The organism is Metabacillus schmidteae (assembly GCF_903166545.1).
Taxonomy (GTDB): Bacteria; Bacillota; Bacilli; order Bacillales; family Bacillaceae; genus Metabacillus; species Metabacillus schmidteae.
Map to the genome: position 1 here is coordinate 3,715,127 of NZ_CAESCH010000001.1, position 19,341 is coordinate 3,734,467.

The 19,341-nt window shown below is 34.2% G+C and carries 19 protein-coding genes; 2 read left to right on the plus strand and 17 right to left on the minus strand.

The window, feature by feature from the left end; genetic code table 11:
- Positions 1–157: 157 nt before the first annotated feature.
- Positions 158–1,129 carry an asparaginase gene (locus tag HWV59_RS18105; protein ID WP_175639720.1) on the plus strand — a complete coding sequence of 324 codons (972 nt, stop codon included), beginning with the start codon at positions 158–160 and terminating at the stop codon, positions 1,127–1,129.
- Between the two features lie 34 nt (positions 1,130–1,163).
- Here HWV59_RS18105 and HWV59_RS18110 read toward each other — a convergent pair whose 3' ends face one another.
- The 10 genes from HWV59_RS18110 to HWV59_RS18155 all read right to left on the minus strand — a co-directional run bounded on the left by HWV59_RS18110 (position 1,164) and on the right by HWV59_RS18155 (position 10,909).
- The gene (locus HWV59_RS18110) at positions 1,164–2,129 is read right to left on the minus strand and encodes a YpdA family putative bacillithiol disulfide reductase (RefSeq protein ID WP_175639721.1); all 966 of its coding nucleotides are present in this window, start codon (positions 2,127–2,129) and stop codon (positions 1,164–1,166) included.
- Positions 2,130–2,319: 190 nt separating this feature from the next.
- Positions 2,320–3,591: a Glu/Leu/Phe/Val family dehydrogenase gene (locus HWV59_RS18115; RefSeq protein ID WP_102229236.1), complete on the minus strand. Its 1,272-nt coding sequence runs from the start codon at positions 3,589–3,591 to the stop codon at positions 2,320–2,322.
- Between the two features lie 295 nt (positions 3,592–3,886).
- Positions 3,887–4,477 carry a genetic competence negative regulator gene (locus HWV59_RS18120; RefSeq protein WP_102229237.1) on the minus strand — a complete coding sequence of 197 codons (591 nt, stop codon included), beginning with the start codon at positions 4,475–4,477 and terminating at the stop codon, positions 3,887–3,889.
- 106 nt (positions 4,478–4,583) lie between these two features.
- Positions 4,584–5,510 carry a MerR family transcriptional regulator gene (locus tag HWV59_RS18125; RefSeq protein ID WP_175639722.1) on the minus strand — a complete coding sequence of 309 codons (927 nt, stop codon included), beginning with the start codon at positions 5,508–5,510 and terminating at the stop codon, positions 4,584–4,586.
- 128 nt (positions 5,511–5,638) lie between these two features.
- Entirely contained in the window at positions 5,639–6,478 is an 840-nt protein-coding gene (locus HWV59_RS18130; RefSeq protein ID WP_235991774.1) for a metallophosphoesterase, read from the minus strand.
- Positions 6,479–6,528: 50 nt separating this feature from the next.
- A complete protein-coding gene (locus tag HWV59_RS18135) occupies positions 6,529–6,996 on the minus strand; it encodes a YpbF family protein (protein ID WP_175639723.1) in 468 nt (155 codons plus the stop codon).
- An 82-nt stretch (positions 6,997–7,078) separates the two neighbouring features.
- A complete protein-coding gene (locus HWV59_RS18140) occupies positions 7,079–7,768 on the minus strand; it encodes a LysM peptidoglycan-binding domain-containing protein (RefSeq protein ID WP_175639724.1) in 690 nt (229 codons plus the stop codon).
- On the minus strand, positions 7,761–8,357 hold the full coding sequence (locus tag HWV59_RS18145) for a CPBP family intramembrane glutamic endopeptidase (protein WP_175639725.1): 597 nt from the start codon (positions 8,355–8,357) through the stop codon (positions 7,761–7,763). The genes HWV59_RS18140 and HWV59_RS18145 overlap by 8 nt, the downstream gene beginning before the upstream one ends.
- A 3-nt stretch (positions 8,358–8,360) precedes the next feature.
- Entirely contained in the window at positions 8,361–9,851 is a 1,491-nt protein-coding gene (locus HWV59_RS18150) for a RecQ family ATP-dependent DNA helicase (protein ID WP_175639726.1), read from the minus strand.
- A complete protein-coding gene (locus HWV59_RS18155; RefSeq protein ID WP_175639727.1) occupies positions 9,848–10,909 on the minus strand; it encodes a helix-turn-helix domain-containing protein in 1,062 nt (353 codons plus the stop codon). Before HWV59_RS18155 ends, HWV59_RS18150 begins: the two co-directional genes overlap by 4 nt.
- Positions 10,910–11,212: 303 nt before the next feature.
- Here HWV59_RS18155 and HWV59_RS18160 point away from each other — a divergent pair, with 303 nt between their 5' ends.
- A complete protein-coding gene (locus HWV59_RS18160) occupies positions 11,213–11,461 on the plus strand; it encodes a ferredoxin (protein ID WP_026560247.1) in 249 nt (82 codons plus the stop codon).
- A gap of 136 nt (positions 11,462–11,597) precedes the next feature.
- On the opposite strand, the gene HWV59_RS18165 is transcribed toward HWV59_RS18160, so the two are convergent.
- The 7 genes from HWV59_RS18165 to ccsB all read right to left on the minus strand — a co-directional run bounded on the left by HWV59_RS18165 (position 11,598) and on the right by ccsB (position 19,340).
- A complete protein-coding gene (locus HWV59_RS18165; RefSeq protein WP_175639728.1) occupies positions 11,598–12,485 on the minus strand; it encodes a M23 family metallopeptidase in 888 nt (295 codons plus the stop codon).
- Positions 12,486–12,712: 227 nt separating this feature from the next.
- Positions 12,713–13,897, minus strand: coding sequence for a hypothetical protein (locus tag HWV59_RS18170; protein ID WP_175639729.1), 1,185 nt, complete (start codon positions 13,895–13,897; stop codon positions 12,713–12,715).
- A complete protein-coding gene (sigX, locus tag HWV59_RS18175) occupies positions 13,875–14,426 on the minus strand; it encodes an RNA polymerase sigma factor SigX (RefSeq protein WP_175639730.1) in 552 nt (183 codons plus the stop codon). Before sigX ends, HWV59_RS18170 begins: the two co-directional genes overlap by 23 nt.
- Positions 14,427–14,643: 217 nt before the next feature.
- A complete protein-coding gene (locus HWV59_RS18180) occupies positions 14,644–15,222 on the minus strand; it encodes a cob(I)yrinic acid a,c-diamide adenosyltransferase (protein ID WP_175639731.1) in 579 nt (192 codons plus the stop codon).
- A 213-nt stretch (positions 15,223–15,435) separates the two neighbouring features.
- Positions 15,436–17,235 carry an ATP-binding protein gene (locus tag HWV59_RS18185; protein ID WP_235991775.1) on the minus strand — a complete coding sequence of 600 codons (1,800 nt, stop codon included), beginning with the start codon at positions 17,233–17,235 and terminating at the stop codon, positions 15,436–15,438.
- Complete coding sequence (locus tag HWV59_RS18190; protein WP_102229249.1) at positions 17,232–17,954, minus strand: response regulator transcription factor; 723 nt, start codon at positions 17,952–17,954, stop codon at positions 17,232–17,234. The genes HWV59_RS18185 and HWV59_RS18190 overlap by 4 nt, the downstream gene beginning before the upstream one ends.
- A gap of 210 nt (positions 17,955–18,164) precedes the next feature.
- Complete coding sequence (ccsB, locus tag HWV59_RS18195; RefSeq protein ID WP_102229250.1) at positions 18,165–19,340, minus strand: c-type cytochrome biogenesis protein CcsB; 1,176 nt, start codon at positions 19,338–19,340, stop codon at positions 18,165–18,167.
- Position 19,341: the final 1 nt, after the last annotated feature.

Consider the following 19,341-nt stretch of genomic DNA (forward strand, 5'->3'; position numbering starts at 1 on the left):
TTTTCCATTAGTAACATTATTTTCCATACTAATTTATACATTATTAATATTATGATAGAATTCACTTTATTTATCGTATCATGTTATCGTAAAATTGAAAATGTCAGAATGTCGTATATACAAGATTTTCACTATTTTTTGAAGGAGTTTGGCATCTATGAAAAAAAACATTTTACTTATTCATACAGGTGGTACTATTTCAATGAAAGAGGACCAGGAAACGGGGGAAGTGAAGCCCGGGAACACGAATCCGCTTATGGACCATCTAAAAGAATTACCTGACATAAATCTCTTAACAACTGAATTATTTCATTTACCTTCTCCACATATAACACCAGAAAACATGCTCCAATTAAAAGCATTTATAGAAGAAGAAAGCAAAACCAAGCATATCGATGGAGTAGTTATTACTCATGGAACAGATACTCTTGAAGAGACTGCTTATTTTCTTGATGTTACATTATCATTAACAATACCTGTTGTATTAACAGGGGCCATGAGATCTAGTAATGAATTAGGTTCTGATGGACTTTATAATTTACTGTCAGCAATAAAAGTTGCAGTATCAGATCATGCCATGTCTATGGGGGTTCTTGTCGTGATGAACGATGAAATTCACACTGCAGAAAATGTGACGAAAACACATACTAGCAATATTGCGACATTTCAAAGTCCCCAATATGGCCCGATCGGCATTGTCAATAAAGCAGGTGTATTCTTTCATCACAAACCTATCCAAACTAAAGCCTTGCATGTATCCACTTTGAATAAGAACGTGTTCTTAATAAAAGCTTTTGCAGGCATGGATAGTAGTCTTTTGAAGGGTCTTGAGCAACTAAATCCAGATGGGTTGGTAATCGAAGCTTTAGGACAAGGAAATTTGCCTCCAATGATGTTACCTGGTTTAAAAAATCTTTTAGATAAGAGCATACCGATTGTGCTTGTTTCCCGTTGCTTTAACGGTATTGCTCAAGATGTGTATGGCTATGAGGGCGGGGGCAGACAGTTAAAAGATATGGGCTTAATTTTCAGTAATGGTTTAAATGGTCAAAAAGCTAGAATTAAATTAATGATTGCACTTGAAACAACGACTAAGAGAGACCAATTAGAAGCCATTTTCTCATCATAATTACAATAAAGAGAGAGTGTACACTCCCTCTTTATTATTTATTCATACGTAAAGCATCATAAATTAATTCCCCGTGAAAACGTCCATTTTCTATAAAGATTTCGTTTGCGTTATTTCCTGCGGCAATTACACCTGCAATAAAAATCCCTTTTACATTTGTTTCCATTGTTTCAGGATTAAATGCTGGTCTTCCTGTTTCTGTATCAATGGTGACTCCCATTTTTTTCAGAAAATCATGATCAGGATGATATCCAGTCATAGCAAAGACAAAATCATTTCGAATTGTCTTTTTTCCTTCACTGCCTTTATAAACAACTGAATCTTCATCGATTTCAAGGAGATTTGCATGGAATTCCATTTTAATTACTCCATTTCTCACAAGAGACTCAAATTCCGGTAAAATCCATGGCTTAATACTTGAAGAATATTCACTCCCGCGGTACAAAACAGTGACTCTTGCTCCTGCTTTTACTAACTCCAAAGCTGCATCAACACTGGAATTTTTCCCTCCAATTACGACTACATCTTTATCAAAATATGGATGAGCTTCTTTAAAATAATGGAATACTTTCGGCAAATTTTCTCCCGGTATATGTAAATAGTTTGGATGATCATAGTATCCTGTTGCAATGACTACTTGTTTTGTCTCATATGTCTCTTTATTCGTCTTCACAACAAACTGTTGATCTGCTTTCTTTTCAACCTTTTCAACCTTTTCATATGCATTTATTCTTAATTCTTTTCTTCTTACAACTTCTCTGTAGTAAGCTAATGCTTGATTTCTAACTGGTTTACGATTTTCCGTAATAAATGGAACATCACCTATTTCCAGTTTTTCACTTGAGCTAAAGAATGTTTGATGTGTTGGATAATGATAAATTGCATTTACGATGTTGCCTTTTTCAATTACTAATGGTTTAGTGCCCATTTTTGATAAGGCAATTGCAGCTGATAAGCCGCATGGCCCTCCTCCAACAATAATAGTTTCCTCTTTGATCAAGAAATTTCACTCCCGTACTCTATTTAAGCCAAATTCAGGCGTTGTATAAAAAGGTAACTAGTAAATAAAAAAGAGACTGACTTTCTGTAACATCAAGCCATTTTCAATTTTCAGTACCAATGACTGAACTAAAAATTGAATAAAGTAGCTAGACATCCTAAAGTCACGTCTCCAATTCATAAACCAGGTCTTAAATCCAGCCTCTAAATCTTGATGCTTCAGCCATTTTCCTTACTCCTACCATGTAGGCAGCTAAACGCATATCAACCCTGCGGTTTTGACTTGTCTCATAGATATTATTAAATGACTTAACCATCACACGTTCAAGTTTTTCTTCTACTTCTTCCTCAGTCCAATAATAACCTTGGTTATTTTGAACCCACTCAAAGTAAGAAACAGTTACACCACCAGCACTTGCTAAAACATCTGGAACTAATAATATTCCTCTGTCAGAAAGTATTTTTGTTGCTTCAAGTGTTGTTGGACCATTAGCTGCTTCTACTATAATACTAGCGCGAATATTCGCTGCATTTTCCTCAGTAATTTGGTTCTCAATTGCTGCAGGTACTAATATATCACAATCAAGTTCAAGTAATTCTTTATTAGTAATTGTATCATTAAAGAGCTTTGTCACTGTACCAAAGCTATCACGACGGTCTAGAAGATAATCAATATCTAAGCCATTGGGGTCATGGAGACCACCGTATGCGTCTGAAATACCGACGATTTTTGCACCTGCATCATGCATGAATTTTGAAAGGTAGCTTCCTGCATTTCCAAATCCCTGCACAACAACCCTTGCACCTTCAATGTTAATGCCCTTTTTCTTAGCTGCTTCGCGAATACATATCGTTACACCCTTTGCAGTAGCAGATTCACGACCATGTGACCCTCCTAAAACAAGTGGTTTACCTGTTATAAATCCAGGATTATTAAATTCATCTATACGGCTGTATTCATCCATCATCCATGCCATGATCTGTGAGTTTGTAAAAACATCAGGAGCCGGAATATCTTTTGTTGGTCCAACAATTTGACTAATCGCTCGAACATAGCCACGACTTAAGCGCTCTAATTCTCTAAACGACATATCTCTTGGATCACAGACAATGCCACCTTTTCCTCCACCATATGGTAAGTCAACGATGCCGCATTTTAAACTCATCCAAATGGAAAGTGCTTTTACCTCTTTTTCTGTTACATTGGGGTGAAATCTTATTCCACCTTTTGTCGGACCAACAGCATCATTGTGTTGAGCACGGTAACCAGTAAAAATTTTCACAGATCCGTCATCCATACGAACTGGTATCTTCACTGTCATTAATCTAATTGGTTCTTTTAATAATTCATATACTTCTTCAGGATACCCAAGTTTGTCCAGGGCATTATGTATCACCGTTTGAGTTGATTTTAACACATCTAATTTATCATTTTGTGCATCGGTGTTTTTCTCGGCTACCATTAAAGTTAACCTCCTAAATCTAATCAGTAAATGAAAGAATGTCCACCTTTCATGACATAGTATACACTTTCAAGGCTCTCATGCAAAGCAGAAAAATGATAATTATAACAATTTCATCCCAAGCATGGAAACGATATCACCTTAAGCATATAAATAGTTACTAGTTTTTTCATATCAAGTAAACACTAATTGTATAAAAGGTAAAAAAGGTGAATTTAACCAGATAGTACGTTTCTACCATCATTCCTCTATAAGAGATCAAAGGTTAAACTCACCACTTTCATTTCCATATTTTTTAACTTTCCCAAAAGTGATGATATATTTCTTTCAATGCGTTTTCCTGTAATATGATTTTTCCGTATTCTTTTAATCTATGGACAGTTAAAGTTGAAGGGCTACCAAATTCAGCTAAGATTGAGACTAAATTATCAATATCAACTGGCTGTTCATCATTTAACAATAAGAAATAATGTCCTTCAAAATAAATGACCATGCCATCATGAATATTCTGACGAAATGTGTATCGTGACAGTTGAATTAATGCCTCAAATGTCTCAAATTCGAAAATAATATCATAGCTTTCATCCACTTTTACTTGCATCTCAATATATTCATCAGAAAAATCATTTTCAGATTCTTCGGATTCTAAGGATTTTGTAACGATAACGACCATCCCTTGAGCATGAAGTGAATAAACTTCAACTGCAATTGGGCCATGTACCTCAAAACCTAGCTCAGCACTGGCTTCATTCATCATATCCCTGAATAATTGATGAACCTTTAAAGAGTCCTTCCATAGATCTTCTTTTGTTAATCCCCTGTCTCGTAGGTCATCCGTTGTTAAAAATATTTTTATTTTATCATAGTTCAGTCGCTCTAGCCGCATCCCATACCCTCCTGCCTTGAGACCGCTCTATATAGATCATAGTATGATTTTTATAGGAGATGGTTCAAAATTTTTTCAGACCCGAATGATGGAGATTTGTTTTTTCTTAACTACTTACTCTTAATCTTTCTTTTAACCACTTTTCCCATTGTGACTTATCATCACCTACTAGGTAATGATTATATGGTTCAAGGGTAGAGGATGTTACTTTCCTAAATGCCTTGCCACCAAGCCCAATTTTTAAATGTTCGAATTTTGGAGAAAGTTGATCGACAAGTTCCAATGTTTTCTTTAAATTTCGCACTAATGTACATGACAAAAATAAAAATTCAGGTTTTACTTCCTGTAATACGATATCGATATCTCCTTCTGCAATACTTCCACCAAGATAAATAACTTCAAAACCTTTTCTTCTTAAAAATAAAGTAAAAATTAACAAACCTAATTCATGGGATTCATCAGGACCACAAACAGCAATGACTTTTGGCAGAAATCCATCAACTGGTAATGTGTGTAAAATCATCCCTATCCGTGACCTTAAAAATGAAGAAGCAAAGTGTTCGTGTGCAGATGTAATTTGCCCTTTCTCCCATTTGTCACCAATCTTCACCAACAGTGTCCCTAATATATCAATAACAACCTTATCTACAGAATAAATGCTAAAAGCCTTGTTTAAGAGCTCATATGCTTTATTTTCATCAAACTTCAGTAATGCATGAAGCAGCTCGTCCATTAAGTTCAATGATCGATCTACTGACACACCTTCCTCAGTAATTTCATCATTTCCCTTTATAGAAACTTGGTTTGTTTCAAGTAAGTTTACAGCTTGACTAATTGAAAAACCATTATTCACTTTACTTATCAACCATTTAAGTATTTTGATATGCTCATCGGTATATAAACGATGTCCAGATTCATTTCTGACAGGAGCAATCATGTTATATCTTCGTTCCCAGGCTCTCAATGTTCCAGCTTGAATACCAAGCATCTTTGAAGCAGCCTTTATATTGTATTTTCCTTCATGATTTGACATGATTAATCCCCCACAATGTACTCTATTAGCCAAATTATATCGAATGTTTTATTTTGTGTAAACTTTGTATAACAAATGAAAAAACCATGCTTAAGAAAGCATGGTTTTTGTGCGATTAACTAACATCTTTAACGATTTTTTCTCTTCAAATGAAGATAATGGGTCTCTGCTGGTGCACCTAATCTGAGTGGTAATGCTGTTGTACCATATCCATTGCTAACTAAAAGTTTAGTGTTTTTTAGATTATGTAATTTTCCCTTTTTATATAAACCCCATCCAAGAAAACGGATTTGTCCTCCATGAGTATGCCCACTTAACACTAGGGAAATACAATCGTTTTGACTAATTTTGTGGTGAATTTCCGGATTATGGCTTAATAATATTTTAAAGTCAGCTTTTGATTGTTTTGGATCAGCTAAAGCCAAATCTAATCTATCTCGTTCACCACTCATATCTTCTATACCTAATAATACAATTCTCCCACCTGCTGATGATGCAAGCTCTTTACATGTATTCTTTAATATGGTTACATTATTTCTTTCTAAAATAGTTTCGAGCGTTTCTTGACTCACTTCATAATCATTGTTTCCATATACAAAATAGACAGGTGCTAATTTAGTTAATGCTCGAATATTACTTTCGACCCTGGAAAATGGAACACCTGATTCAGTTAAATCCCCACCAATCATAACAACATCAACTTGATTCGGTATTTTATTTAGTAATTCATCTGTCACCGTTCTCCTATGAATATCCGAGATAAAAAAAATTCTTAAAGAATCCAAATCTGGAGGAAAGGTATTAAATTCAAGCTGGTGAATCATTACACGATTTTCTTTTGCGTTTAAAAGCATGATGATTAACATTATGGTGGCAAAACTTAATGTGAAGATTAACAAGAGTGGCAATGTTATCAACCTAATCAATCCTTTCCTAACCAATGCAAGCAGTAGAACTATTATGTACAAAAAACCCCTCCTTTTCTATATATTAAAAAGAAGGGAATATCATTGCTTTATTATTTACTTTCATGAAATAAATTTATATCAAACTCTCTTTTCATAAGTTTAAAAACTTCATGTCTATTTTGCCACTGTGCTGGCTGTGGCCACAGTTCTGCACTTTTTCTGATCACTTCACATCTTAAATTATGATATTCAGTTTCAGATTTGTCTTCTTTTTTCTTGAAATACCGGGCAGTTGCATAACCTGCTACAATAAGTAAAATAAAAAAGATATGAATCTCGTTATCAAAAATCATCTGAAAAACAACATCAATTTGACCACCAGTTGGTTTTATTATAAATGCATATAAATAAACGATAAAACCCATTAATAATATAAACGTCGAAAACTGCGCTTGGAAACATTTGTTTTTATACTTTTCGAATTTACGTTTACGGTCAACTAAATGATCAAGCATCTGTTTTGTTGGCTCATCAGTATGATTGTTTAGAAGTTGAATACTTGGTTCGATTATGCTCACTTCCCCTCATACAACGAATATAATGTACTACATTGTATGAGGTCGTCCATCTAGTTATGAGCTATTTTATCAGTTTCATTATTTATTTTATAGGAATTTTTAGCGTTTGACCTACGTAAATTTCGTTTCCTGCAAGATTATTGTATTGCCTAATAATCTCTTCTCCAGAGCGGTTATTATAATATTTTATTGCGATGCTAAACAGCGTTTCTCCAGTTGCCACTTTATGTGTTTTAATTTCTCTATATTGATCTTGACTTTTATCTTCAGTACTTTCTGATTGTAAAACTTCAGTGGTAGTGGTACTTGGTGGGTTAACTACTTCTTCTGATTCAGTTTGTTTTTCATTAGTATCAGGGGTTGGATCCTCAATGACCTTTCCCCCATTATCTTCATTAGAATTCCCCTCAGATTCCGACTCAATATCCTCACCAGTATTTGGAGATTCGTCCATTTCTGTTGATTGGTTATCAGACTCTTGATTTGATGAGATATACACCCTATTTTCACCAATATCCAATTCTTCAGTGGAACTTTGATCTTCTCTTGAGCCATAATAAAGATTCATGGACAAAAACAAAACAGGCAGTAGGATAAAAAATAAGGCCAAAATACTTATAATTGGGTATTTCATTTTCCGCTTTGTTTTTTTGTCTTTCCCTTTATGAATCTCACTTCGTGGAGGATACTTACCATTTTCTTGTCTGTATTCATCAATCATTCTAGTTCTTAAGTCGTCAGCTTGATCTTGTCGTTTTTCAACCTCATTCATTTGTTTTCACCTCTCTCACATATTGCACCCTAATTTGAATCGCAAAGACTAAATCTATCAAGAAATGAGCTAAAATGGTTGTATAGAGGTTTGCTGTGATTTCATACACAACACCTAATAAGAAACTAATTGACACAACCATGATAAATAAAAGCCACTTGGAAAGATATCGAAAATGCAAAACGGCAAAAATGAGACTGGCCACCCACAATCCAAAGTGAGATTGAATGACTCCTCTAAACAAAATTTCCTCTGAAACAGCAATTAATGCAGTCAAAAACACTATATGTGGAATAGATCTTTTTTCAAAGATCTTTTCGTTTATCCCACCATCATCAACAAGATCCTTAGGTGCTATTTTAAAAATGATAAAATCTACTATAATAACGAATATTGCAGTACTTATTCCAAAATAAAGAAAATGTAGATCACGCATATGAAAAAGACCTAAGAATTCCTGTACATTCTGAAATAAAAATATCCCTAGGATAAAAGATAAACAAATAAGTAGAAATTGAGTAAAATATAAATTTTGAACAATTTGCTTATCTGTTAATTGTTTTATTAACTCATTTTGTTTTTTAAACAAATCTTAATCACTCGCCTTGCCAAAAATCAACTTTAATTCCTCTTGCCAATTCATTTGTTGTATTCCGCTGTTGCTATTTTGTTCTTCATGGTAGCATTCTAAATCAATCCCGCAATTATCACAGCAATTGTCCGTTTGATCAACATAGATTTCATCGAAATACGCTAACAGTTTTTGTCTTTTACATCCCTTAGAATATAGCCATGTATACATTTCTGATAACTTTTCGTGTTTCATTGCAATTCTTTTTTCAATTTCTTCCCAAATGACTGAAATGATTTGTTCGGTATCCATGTCATGAGATGTAAGCTTTTCATAAACATGTTCAACATACCTCCATTGTGTTTCTGTAAGTCCGCACCACTGTTGGATGAATTCAAAGGAAGGTTCATGCTTGTTTTGTAAATAATGAATGGTTCTGCTCAAGTCTTCATATGATGGAAATTCTGATTCAACTAATGACTTAGGAATTTCATAGTCCTTATCAGTTACTAGTGTGATCGCAACACTTTTATTACCATCACGACCGGCTCTTCCTATTTCCTGCATATAAGATTCCAGTTGTGAAGGAAAATGGAAATGAATAACATAGCGAATATTTCCTTTATTTATCCCCATTCCAAAAGCATTTGTACAACACACAATTTTTAACTGATCATATAAAAATTGCTGTTGTATCAGTATCCTTTGCTCCTGATCCATTCCACCATGATAAAATGCAACCTGTTCAATCCCCGAATCGATAAGAAATTGCGCTAATCGTTCAGTCCATATTCTACTTGAACAATAAATAATCCCTGGACCTTTTAAAGTATGAACGAGTTGTTGTAATCTACTTATTTTTTCATCTATAGATTGATGCTTTTCTACAGAAAGCGCAATATTAGGACGGTTAATAGAGTAAATGAATGTTTTGACATCACGATTTAATCGAAGGATATACTGAATATCTTCTAAAACCTGCTTTGTCGCGGTTGCTGTTAATGCTAAGCAAGAAGGATTATTAAGCTTTTTCCTCAGCTCACCTAATTTAGAGTAATCTGGTCTAAAATCATGCCCCCATTGTGAGATACAATGAGCCTCGTCGACGACAAAAAGTGATATATTCGCTTTTGCTAATGCTTCCATCACATAATCAAATTGAAGAATTTCAGGAGAAGCATAAATATATCGATATTTTTTTAGGTACATTAGAATTTGCTTTCTTTTATGAACAGAAATTGTGCTATTTAAGGCAATTACATTTTTTTCGCCTCTTTGCTTTATTTGCTCTACCTGATCTTCCATTAATGACAACAAAGGTGAAATGATTAGAATTGGCCCTTTTAATAGATACCCCGGTAGTTGATAACATAGAGATTTTCCACCGCCAGTCGGAAGCATGGCTATAACATCTTTTTTTTGTAAAACTGCTTCAATAATTTCTTGCTGACCGGTTCTAAATTTCTTGAGATTAAAATTTGACTGAAGTACGCTTTCTAATTGGTGCTTCATTTTCTCCTCCCATTTAATGCAAACGCCAACCTAATTTGAAAATAACTATATTGATTATCTAAATATTCCCTAACTTTTTTAAGCTGATGTGTTTGTAACTCTTCAATTGCTTTAATTATTTTTTTATAGTCATTTTCTTGCAAAAAAAATGACGGAGAATAGTGTGGATCATGTAATGTCAATTCAACAATATGATCTTCTATCGTACTTTGCTTTAAATTCCTTACTAAGGCAATTTCATTTATGCTCTTTCCCTGTAGAACATATGACCTTGTCACCTTAGTTGAGGTTGTAAGAGCATCTACTGTAACTTTATCCTTTATGATTTTCTTTAATAACTCAAAGTCATTGTCCTGGATTTGTTGTAGCTTAATGATGGAATGAACGACATTCCAAAATAACAGATACACATAAAATGGATCATCATCATGCTTATATGCTATTTGTTCAAATGTTAGCCCAATTTTCATGGAAGATGTAAGTCTTTGAACAAAAATGGTTGCATCTTTTACAGGTTGTAAATGCAAAGCCAATTCCAGTTCATTATGAAGCTTTTTGGATAAGTCTTCCCTTGTTACAGTATTATGTTTCAAAAATCCCTTTACCCATTGCAACTCTTCCTGGTTTTTTGTTATTGGTAAATACCCAGTCTTACCATAGGACAAGTTAGATACTACCTGCACTAGCAATGATAATCTTTTCCAAAACACTCTACTACTATCCCCATAATGCCATCCATCTAACGAAGAAGGTATTGGATTTTTTTTAAGGTTGTTTAACAATACTTCTTTTCCTTTAAGAGTTATAAAGCAATGATTATCGGGTAAGATGTCGATAAGTTTTTCCTGACTAAGTAATTCCCATGCAGCATCGGTTTGCTTTCTAGATAGTTTGGGAATTACCCCGAACAAATGAGATAAATTAAAAAGTTTGCCATCTTGGATAGTTTGTGAAGATTTTTTCCCTTTAAGTAAATGATAAATAGCGGAGAGGGTTCTTTCTCCATTAAATTGGTTTATACAATTAAGTAAAACCGTATGAAAGTAATCTAGCTTCATTATACCACCCTACAATGTTTGACAATATTCGATTACATGCACTATTTTAACAAATTTATGGACATTCGTTTACCATATTTACTCTTTATTGCGCTAATTAAAGCAATTATTTTGACAAAACTAGGAGAAATTAATGTATTCAACGTAACATCATAAGAGTTTTTTATTGAAAAGTCGAAAAATCCGATTTACAATACTATGTAGGGCAAAAAAGAGAATGATGATAATAAAAAGGAATTCACTCATTTAATCAGTATGACCATATAATAAAATATGGTATGATTTTTTCAGGAGGTTTGTATAATGGCAAAATATACGATAGTTGACAAAGATACATGCATTGCATGTGGTGCTTGTGGAGCTGCAGCACCAGATATTTATGATTATGATGATGAAGGTATTGCATTTGTAACATTAGATGATAATCAGGGGATTGTAGAAGTACCTGATGCCCTTGAAGAAGATATGATGGATGCCTTTGAGGGCTGTCCGACAGATTCGATCAAAATTTCCGATGAGAAATTTGATGGTGACGCATTAAAATTTGAATAATCATAAGTAAAAAGATGGCATTATGAGAACTGATATTAAGCTTCCTTTTATAGAGCTACCTAAACTCTATTTAAGAAGGATGTGGGATCGGTTCCAAGCCATCTTTTTTCATTACCTGTAATGTAAGATTGTCACTTTATTTCTTACTAATAACTAGTACTTGCTCCGGATAAATTTTATCTGAAGTTATATCATTTATTTTTTTTATTTCTTCCGGGCTTGTGCTATATTCAGCTGCAATCGATTGTATTGTATCTCCGGGCTGTACAACATAATTTTCACTGTTATTTATAAAAATAGTTAGATCCTGATCTGGATATATAATATCAAGCTCCAGGTTATTCCATTTTTTTATAGATAAAACAGGCACTTTAAACTTATCTGAAAGCCCCCACAATGTATCACCTTTCACTACTGTTATCTTTTTCTTTATTGTATTTCCTCTATCAATTGAGGGTACTGTATTTGTTTCGACAGAATCGTTGTTTTTACCATTATCCAGCTGACCTGTATAAACTGTTTGTTCTTCATCCTCATTGAATACAAATAAAGGATCTAATGCGTGATCTTTCTCAAATGTCCATTTGCCTTTATGTAATTCAAAGTGTAAATGGGTTCCAGTTGAAATCCCCGTATTGCCAATAATACCAAGTACTTGTCCTTTTTTTACCTTTTCCCCTTGTTCGACATGTCTTTTATTTAAATGGGCATAAACAGTTTCAAATCCTTCCGGATGATGGATAAACACAACATGTCCATATGTGTCTGAATAATACGATTTCACAACCTCTCCATCCGATACTGAGACAATTTTTGCTCCTTCTGGGGCAGCAATGTCAATTCCCTTATGTTTACCATTACGCGTTCCAAATGTATCGGTGATTGTTCCTTCTACAGGTTGAATCCATGTTTTTTCTAGTTCTTCTATGTATGACTCTGCCTTCACACTATTACTGACAATAAGTAATGCACCAAATAAAATACCTATCGTATAAACGAAAAGCTTTTGTTTAGTATCTTGCATTCTTTTCCCCCATTTAATTTTTTGACTTTTTCCTTTTAACTAACTAAATTTGTCCTTCTGGAAAATCAAAGTACAAATTTAAGGATTTACCATTTTAAAGGAGTGTATACAATAATCTTCTTCAATCATCCGAAAGATATAAAGTTATTTAGAAAAATTGAGGGGAGTTAATTATCTTATTCAGGTCATGGCAGGCATCAAAAAAAGAGACTCATCGCCTGAGCCTCTCATTCATTTTCGTCTATTGGATTTGGTGAAAAAGGAACTTCTACCGGTTTGGAAACATCCATTACACCAATTTCATTATCCGTTGTGCCATAAAATTGAACGGATTCGTATCCAAAATCTTTAGCCGTTAACAAAATTGATTCCAACATAATAATGCTTTCTTCATTATCTTCGACATTAGCATTTTGCATAAAATTAATTTCTAGATGTTCACCATCTTCTTTAATTTGTATTTCTCCTATATTTTCCTGTATAGATGGTTTCAGTTGCTGATTATCAATTCCTTCTCTCATAATATGAATTGCCTCTTCTACAGTTGGTAAGGGTTCCGGAGATGGGACAAGTAATTTCGCCTTTGACTCATCATATTGATAAACTAGATATGCTTTATTTCTCGTTTCTTTTATTTCTATTTGATTTTCTTGACCATAATTGCTAAATTCAATTCCTTGTTCTCCATTTGTGTACAGATTCGCCTTTTTATAGCCTTTCCATCTAAATGTTTCAATAATAGATTCTTTATAAGCAATTTCAGAACCAGATCCTGTGATACTACCTTTATCAGCTTTATAATTAATTATAATTTCATCATTTTTTTCTTGCTCAAGATCTGTATTTTCCAATGCTATAGAGAGTGGTCCAAGCTTTTCTGCAAATTTTTCCGGATTAAATGTTTCTATTTGTTCAAGTTCTTCCTTTCCCTCTTCTTCCTTGAAACTGACCGGAATAATATTCTGTAAATTATTATCTGTTAGTCCAACAGTAAGTATATGAGCAGAATCGTCAGAATCAGTTACAAAGGTTTCTTGTTTTATTTCCTCTCTGCTTAGTTCTACATTTTCATCCTTATCTTCAGCTATTGAAGATTCAGCCATCTTTGCTTCCGGCTGAGGATTGTTTTCAGTTATTCTTGACTCAGAAGAAGAGGATGATTCCATATCCATTGCTTTTTCTTCACTTGTATTTATTGTTCCTTGAAATAGAAATGGTGATATCAAAACTAAAATAAATAATACTGTAATTGTTGCAACAGTCGGAGCAACCCATATACGTCGTTTTTTCCTTCCTTGAGATCTATAATAGATGCTTTGATAAAGATCTTTTTTGTTTTGCTTATCTTTAACAGAGGGTAATTGTAGTAAAAGTTGCTCGAGTTGATCTTCATTCCACTCCCGTTTTTTCAATCGAAAGTCCCTCCTTTTCTGAAAGGTTGATCATTTGTTTTTGCAGTTGCTTAATGGCACGATGTTGAGTTGTTTTTACTTTACTTACTGACCAACCTAAAATTTCTGCTGTTTCAGTAATAGACATCTCTTGAATGTATCGCAATATAACAACAGCACGCTGATCTATAGAACATGCATTTAACGCCCGATATACCCATTTTACCTGTTCATTTTGCATAGCTATTTCTTCAGGTAGTGGTTGCCCATCATCTTCAATTTGATGTTGATCCCATTCAAAACGTTCTAGTATTCTTTGCCTTATTGTTTTCTGCTTACGAAACCAATCAATGGCTACATGCCTTGCAATTGAGATAAGCCAGGTTTTTTCACTGCTTCTACCTTCAAAACGATCATATGATTTCAAAACACGAATATAGACTTCTTGTACTAAATCCTCAGCCTGTTCACGACTTTTCACCATATAAAACAAAAACTGAAAAAGATCGTGATGATATTTTTCATATAGTCTGTGAAAGGTATCCTCCATGAATAACCCTCCATTCATTAATTTAGTCGAATCGAAAAGTGTAAAGTTGCACTTTCTGTAAGTTGAAATATATTTGAAATATTTATGTAATATTAACCAACAACTACCTTCTACTTTAACATAATGCGGACAGATCTATCAGACTAAATTAAATAAAAAATCGCCAGAACCATTTTTCCTACCAGGTTCTAGCGATTTTACATGTCTACAGTATTTTTTATTGCTTTTCTTTTGGCTTTGTCTTAAAAACAAGTGCACTTCTCTCATATTCAACATCATTTACACCTAAACGAAAATTAATCGCCCTTGCTACAGCAAATAAATAATCTGACAATCTATTCAAATATTTCAGCACAACCTCATTAATATCCATTTCTCTCTGGAGAGTGACTGTACACCTTTCCGCTCTTCTTGTGACGGTTCTTGCAACATGAATAACTGCAGCAGCACTACTACCACCTGGTAAAATAAATTTTTCTAACGGTGGAGCCTCTTTTACATAATGATCAATTCGCTCCTCTAAGAATTCAATCATTTCCGCTTTTGCTTTATAAGGGTACTTTTCTTTTACTACAGCAAGATCACCTCCACAATCAAATAACTCATGTTGAATTTTCTCTAGTTCGTAATAGATATCCTGGAATTTTGAATCTGTTAATAACGTCATAGCGTGACCAATAAAGCTGTTCGCTTCGTCTATTGTTCCATATGCTTCTACGCGTAAATGATCCTTATCAACACGCCCTCCTATAATACTTGTTTTCCCACTGTCACCAGTTCGTGTATATAGATTCATTTTTATCACTCTCCGCTTTTTTCAATTTCAACAAATCAATCATGCAAAATTCATGGATAAACAATTTTTGATGACGACCTCAACTCTATCATAACAGGAATTATAAATTTGCCAGCAAGTTTAATGAAGGCTTATTATCAATAAAATCATTTTAATAATAAGCCTTCATAATTTTTTTATTTGTTTCGCATGGAACAAGATTGTTCGTCATTTTTATTCAGATTCCAGCTTTTTTCGAGGTAAAAAGAAGCTAAATGTCGTTCCTTCATTTACCTTACTATGAACACTTATTTTACCTTTATGTGCTTCAACAATATTTTTTACAATTGCCAATCCTAGTCCTGTTCCAGCTCTCCCCCTTGTTCTTGCTTTATCGGCTTTATAAAACCGTTCAAATACAAATGGCAGGTCTTCCTCCGGTATACCCGAGCCAGAATCTTTAACATCTATTATGACACCGTTCAATTGGTCTTTAACCGCAATTACAACCGAACCGTTTTCACTTGTATGACGTATGGCATTATCGATTAAATTTGTTAAAACTTGCTCAATACGATCAGGATCAATGATATGAGCAGGTTCAGTTATGTGTACATCTGTTAATAGAGAAATATCTTTATCTTTTGCAAGACCTTGAAATTTCCGGCTAACTTTTTCAACAAAATCACTTAATTGAATTTGTTCTAAATTTAGCGTAATATGGCCTGCTTCCATTCTTGCTAAATCTAATAAATCATTTACAAGTCTTCCCATGCGCAATGATTCATCATGAATAACTTTTGCGATATCCTTTTTCTCTTCGTCTGTACTGGCAATATCATCGACAATGGCTTCACTATAACCTTGCAGCATGGAGATTGGCGTTCTTAGTTCATGACTAACATTAGCAATAAAATCCTTACGAAGTTTATCTAATCGACGTTCTTCTGTCATATCACGTAAAACAGCTACAGCTCCACGAACATTTAATTGATTATATAATGGTGTCATTAATATTACCCAGCTTCTTCCTTGAATCATAATTTCAAGCATTTGCTCTTTTTCTGTATTCACAACGCGCTGATACAATGCTTTCATATCAGATGGAAGCTCCCCACCTGTTTCAACGTTCATATTTTGTTCATAGTACCAGGCTTTAAGGAATCTTTCTGCAGGTGGATTCGTTACTAAAATCATTCCATCAATATTTAAAGTAATAACACCATCAGCCATACTACTTAAAATATTTGTTAAATGCTCTTTTTCTTGATTAAGTGCATTTATATGAAACTTAAGCTGTTTTCCCATTTGATTAAACGCGATTCCCAACTCTCCAATTTCATCATTTGACATGATTGGGACTCTCGATTCAAATTTCCCTCTTGCTAATTCTTGCGCCACTTCCCTCATCTTTCTTAACGGATACGTTATTCTTGTTGATAAGAAGAACGCAAAGACTGTGGTTAATATAATCGCAATTCCTGCCGCAAGAATAATGTTACTTGTCGTTTCTTTTGTCGTTTCGTGGACCGCTTGAAGTGATTGAGAAATAAATACAGCGCCTGTATTGGTTTTTGAAACGTTATATGGTACTCCTACAATCAGAACTTCATCTTCACCATTAGCAAAAACATTATTTGGCTGTTCAAGGTTTGTTCGTTTACTTATTCTTTGTTGTTTTGTTAATGGTAATGAAAGCTCGTCATCTTTTTCAATGTCTTCTATAGTAAGATGGGGAAGTTCTTCATTCTTTAAAGGTGAATTAGAAAATGTTTTATCGTTTTCTACAATAATAATATGAGTAAGTTCATCTGCTAATTCCCATGAAATGGACTTCGCAAGTTCTTGATCTTCATGACTTTCCAAAATCATTGAGACTTTTGTCGCTAGTTGTGTGAGTTCTTTCTCCGCTTTTTCCACATGATAGTTTTCCATAAACTCGAGCATTAAGATTGTTAGGACAAATAAAACAAAGGAAACGAGTAAAATAATCGTTCCCCATAGCTTTCCAACTACACTGCGCCACAAAATCATGTTTGACTTACCTCGAATTTATAGCCAACTCCCCAAACAGTTACGATCATTTTTGCAGCTTCAGGTGAAACCTTACTTAATTTTTCCCTCAGACGCTTTACGTGTGTATCAACGGTACGTAAATCACCAAAAAATTCATATTGCCACACTTCTTTTAATAGCTTTTCACGATCATAAACCTTATCTGGAGTTTTTGCTAAAAAATACAACAACTCGTATTCCTTAGGTGTTAAGCTAACCTCTGTTCCATCTGCTGTGACGCGATGTGCGTCATGATCAATGGATAGGTGAGGAAATACGATAACATTTTTCGCTTTTGTTTCGGTTTTTAAGAAAGATGTTTGGGAGGATCTTCTGAGTAATGCCTTTACTCGAAGAACAACCTCTCTAGGGCTAAAAGGCTTGACAATATAATCATCAACACCAGCTTCAAAACCTGTAACTCGGTTTGCCTCTTCTCCCTTTGCTGTCAGCATAATAATTGGAGTTGCTTTTTTATCACGTAATTGCTTACATACTTCTATTCCATCGATTCCAGGCATCATGACATCTAACATTATTAAATCGTATTCATGATTTAGGGCAAGCTCTAAAGCTTCATCACCATTTTCTGCTTCATCAATTTCATAATTTTCTCTTTCAAGATACATTCTTAGTAGTCGACGAATTCGGTCCTCATCATCTACAACTAAAATTCGTGCAAATTGGTTCTCTTCCATAATAAGAACCCTCCTTAATTAGTAAGTTATTTCCAGGGGTGGTTAGTTCATTATGTATAAAGCAAAAGCAACCGTTTTCCTATTAAAAAATGTTAAAAATAAACATAAAGCCTTCACTGCATAGAGTGAAGGCTTTGATAGCAGTGATTATACTAATTGTACGCTAGTCACATATTTTTATCTACTTTTGATCGATATAGTTATCTATGCTTAAGCGTAAGAATGCAAGCCTGCAATTACAAGGTTAACAAAGATAAGGTTAAACATGATGATGGCAAAACCAACAACGGCAAGCCATGCAGATTTTTCTCCATGCCACCCCTTTGACAAACGCAGATGCAAGTAGGCTGCATAAAATAACCAAGTAATGAGTGCCCAGACTTCTTTCGGATCCCAGCCCCAAAATCTTGTCCAAGCAATTTGAGCCCAAATCATCGCAAATATTAAAGCTCCCAAAGTGAAAACAGGAAAACCAATTGCTACAGAACGATATCCTATTTCATCAACAAGATCAAGATTTACATTTTTCGTAAATGGTTTAATAACAGCAGCCAATCGTTTACGTAAGATCAAACGGAGAAGACCGTATAAAATTGATCCAACAACCACTGACCATATTACTGTGTTTAACTTTCTTGCAGAGATTATAGCTGGCATTTCGACTAAAGGTTGAAATTTCCCATCCGTAATTAGTTCCCCTTCATGAGGACCAACTAACGCTGGTAAATTAAATGTCATAACTGCTTCTTGTTCATTCTTATCAATCCAGTTAAAATCAGCTTGATAGTCCATACCTTTAAACGTGCTAGTAACAATAATAAAACCTAATGTGACTACCAAAATGTACATTATAAATTCCAGCCAAAATGTTTTCTTTGAGGATTTTGACTGATCTACAACCGTTACTAGATGGATAATTCCGGCAACAGCACTTATGGCTAGGATAGCTTGTCCTAATGCAGCCGTTGTTACATGAATATACAACCAATGACTTTGTAAAGATGGTATTAACGGACTTATATCATTAGGAAACATACTACCATAAGCAATAATTAAAACAACGATTGGAAGTGTAAATAATCCCAAAATGGCTACTTTATAAATAAAGAACAGGATAATAAAGGCTAGTACAAGCATCATTCCGAACGCTGTCGTAAATTCAAACAAATTACTGACCGGTGCGTGTCCAGCTGCAATCCATCTAGTAATAAAGTAGGCTAGTTGTGATACAAACCCTAAAATAGTCGTTGCTATGGCAGCTATTGTCCATTTGCTTATTTTTTCAGATTTATTGCGTTTATCCCTTATTGAACCGCCAAATAAGAAAATGGCAATTAAATAAATGATAAAGGCAATTTCAAGAAAAGTACTACTAAGTGTTGCCAAA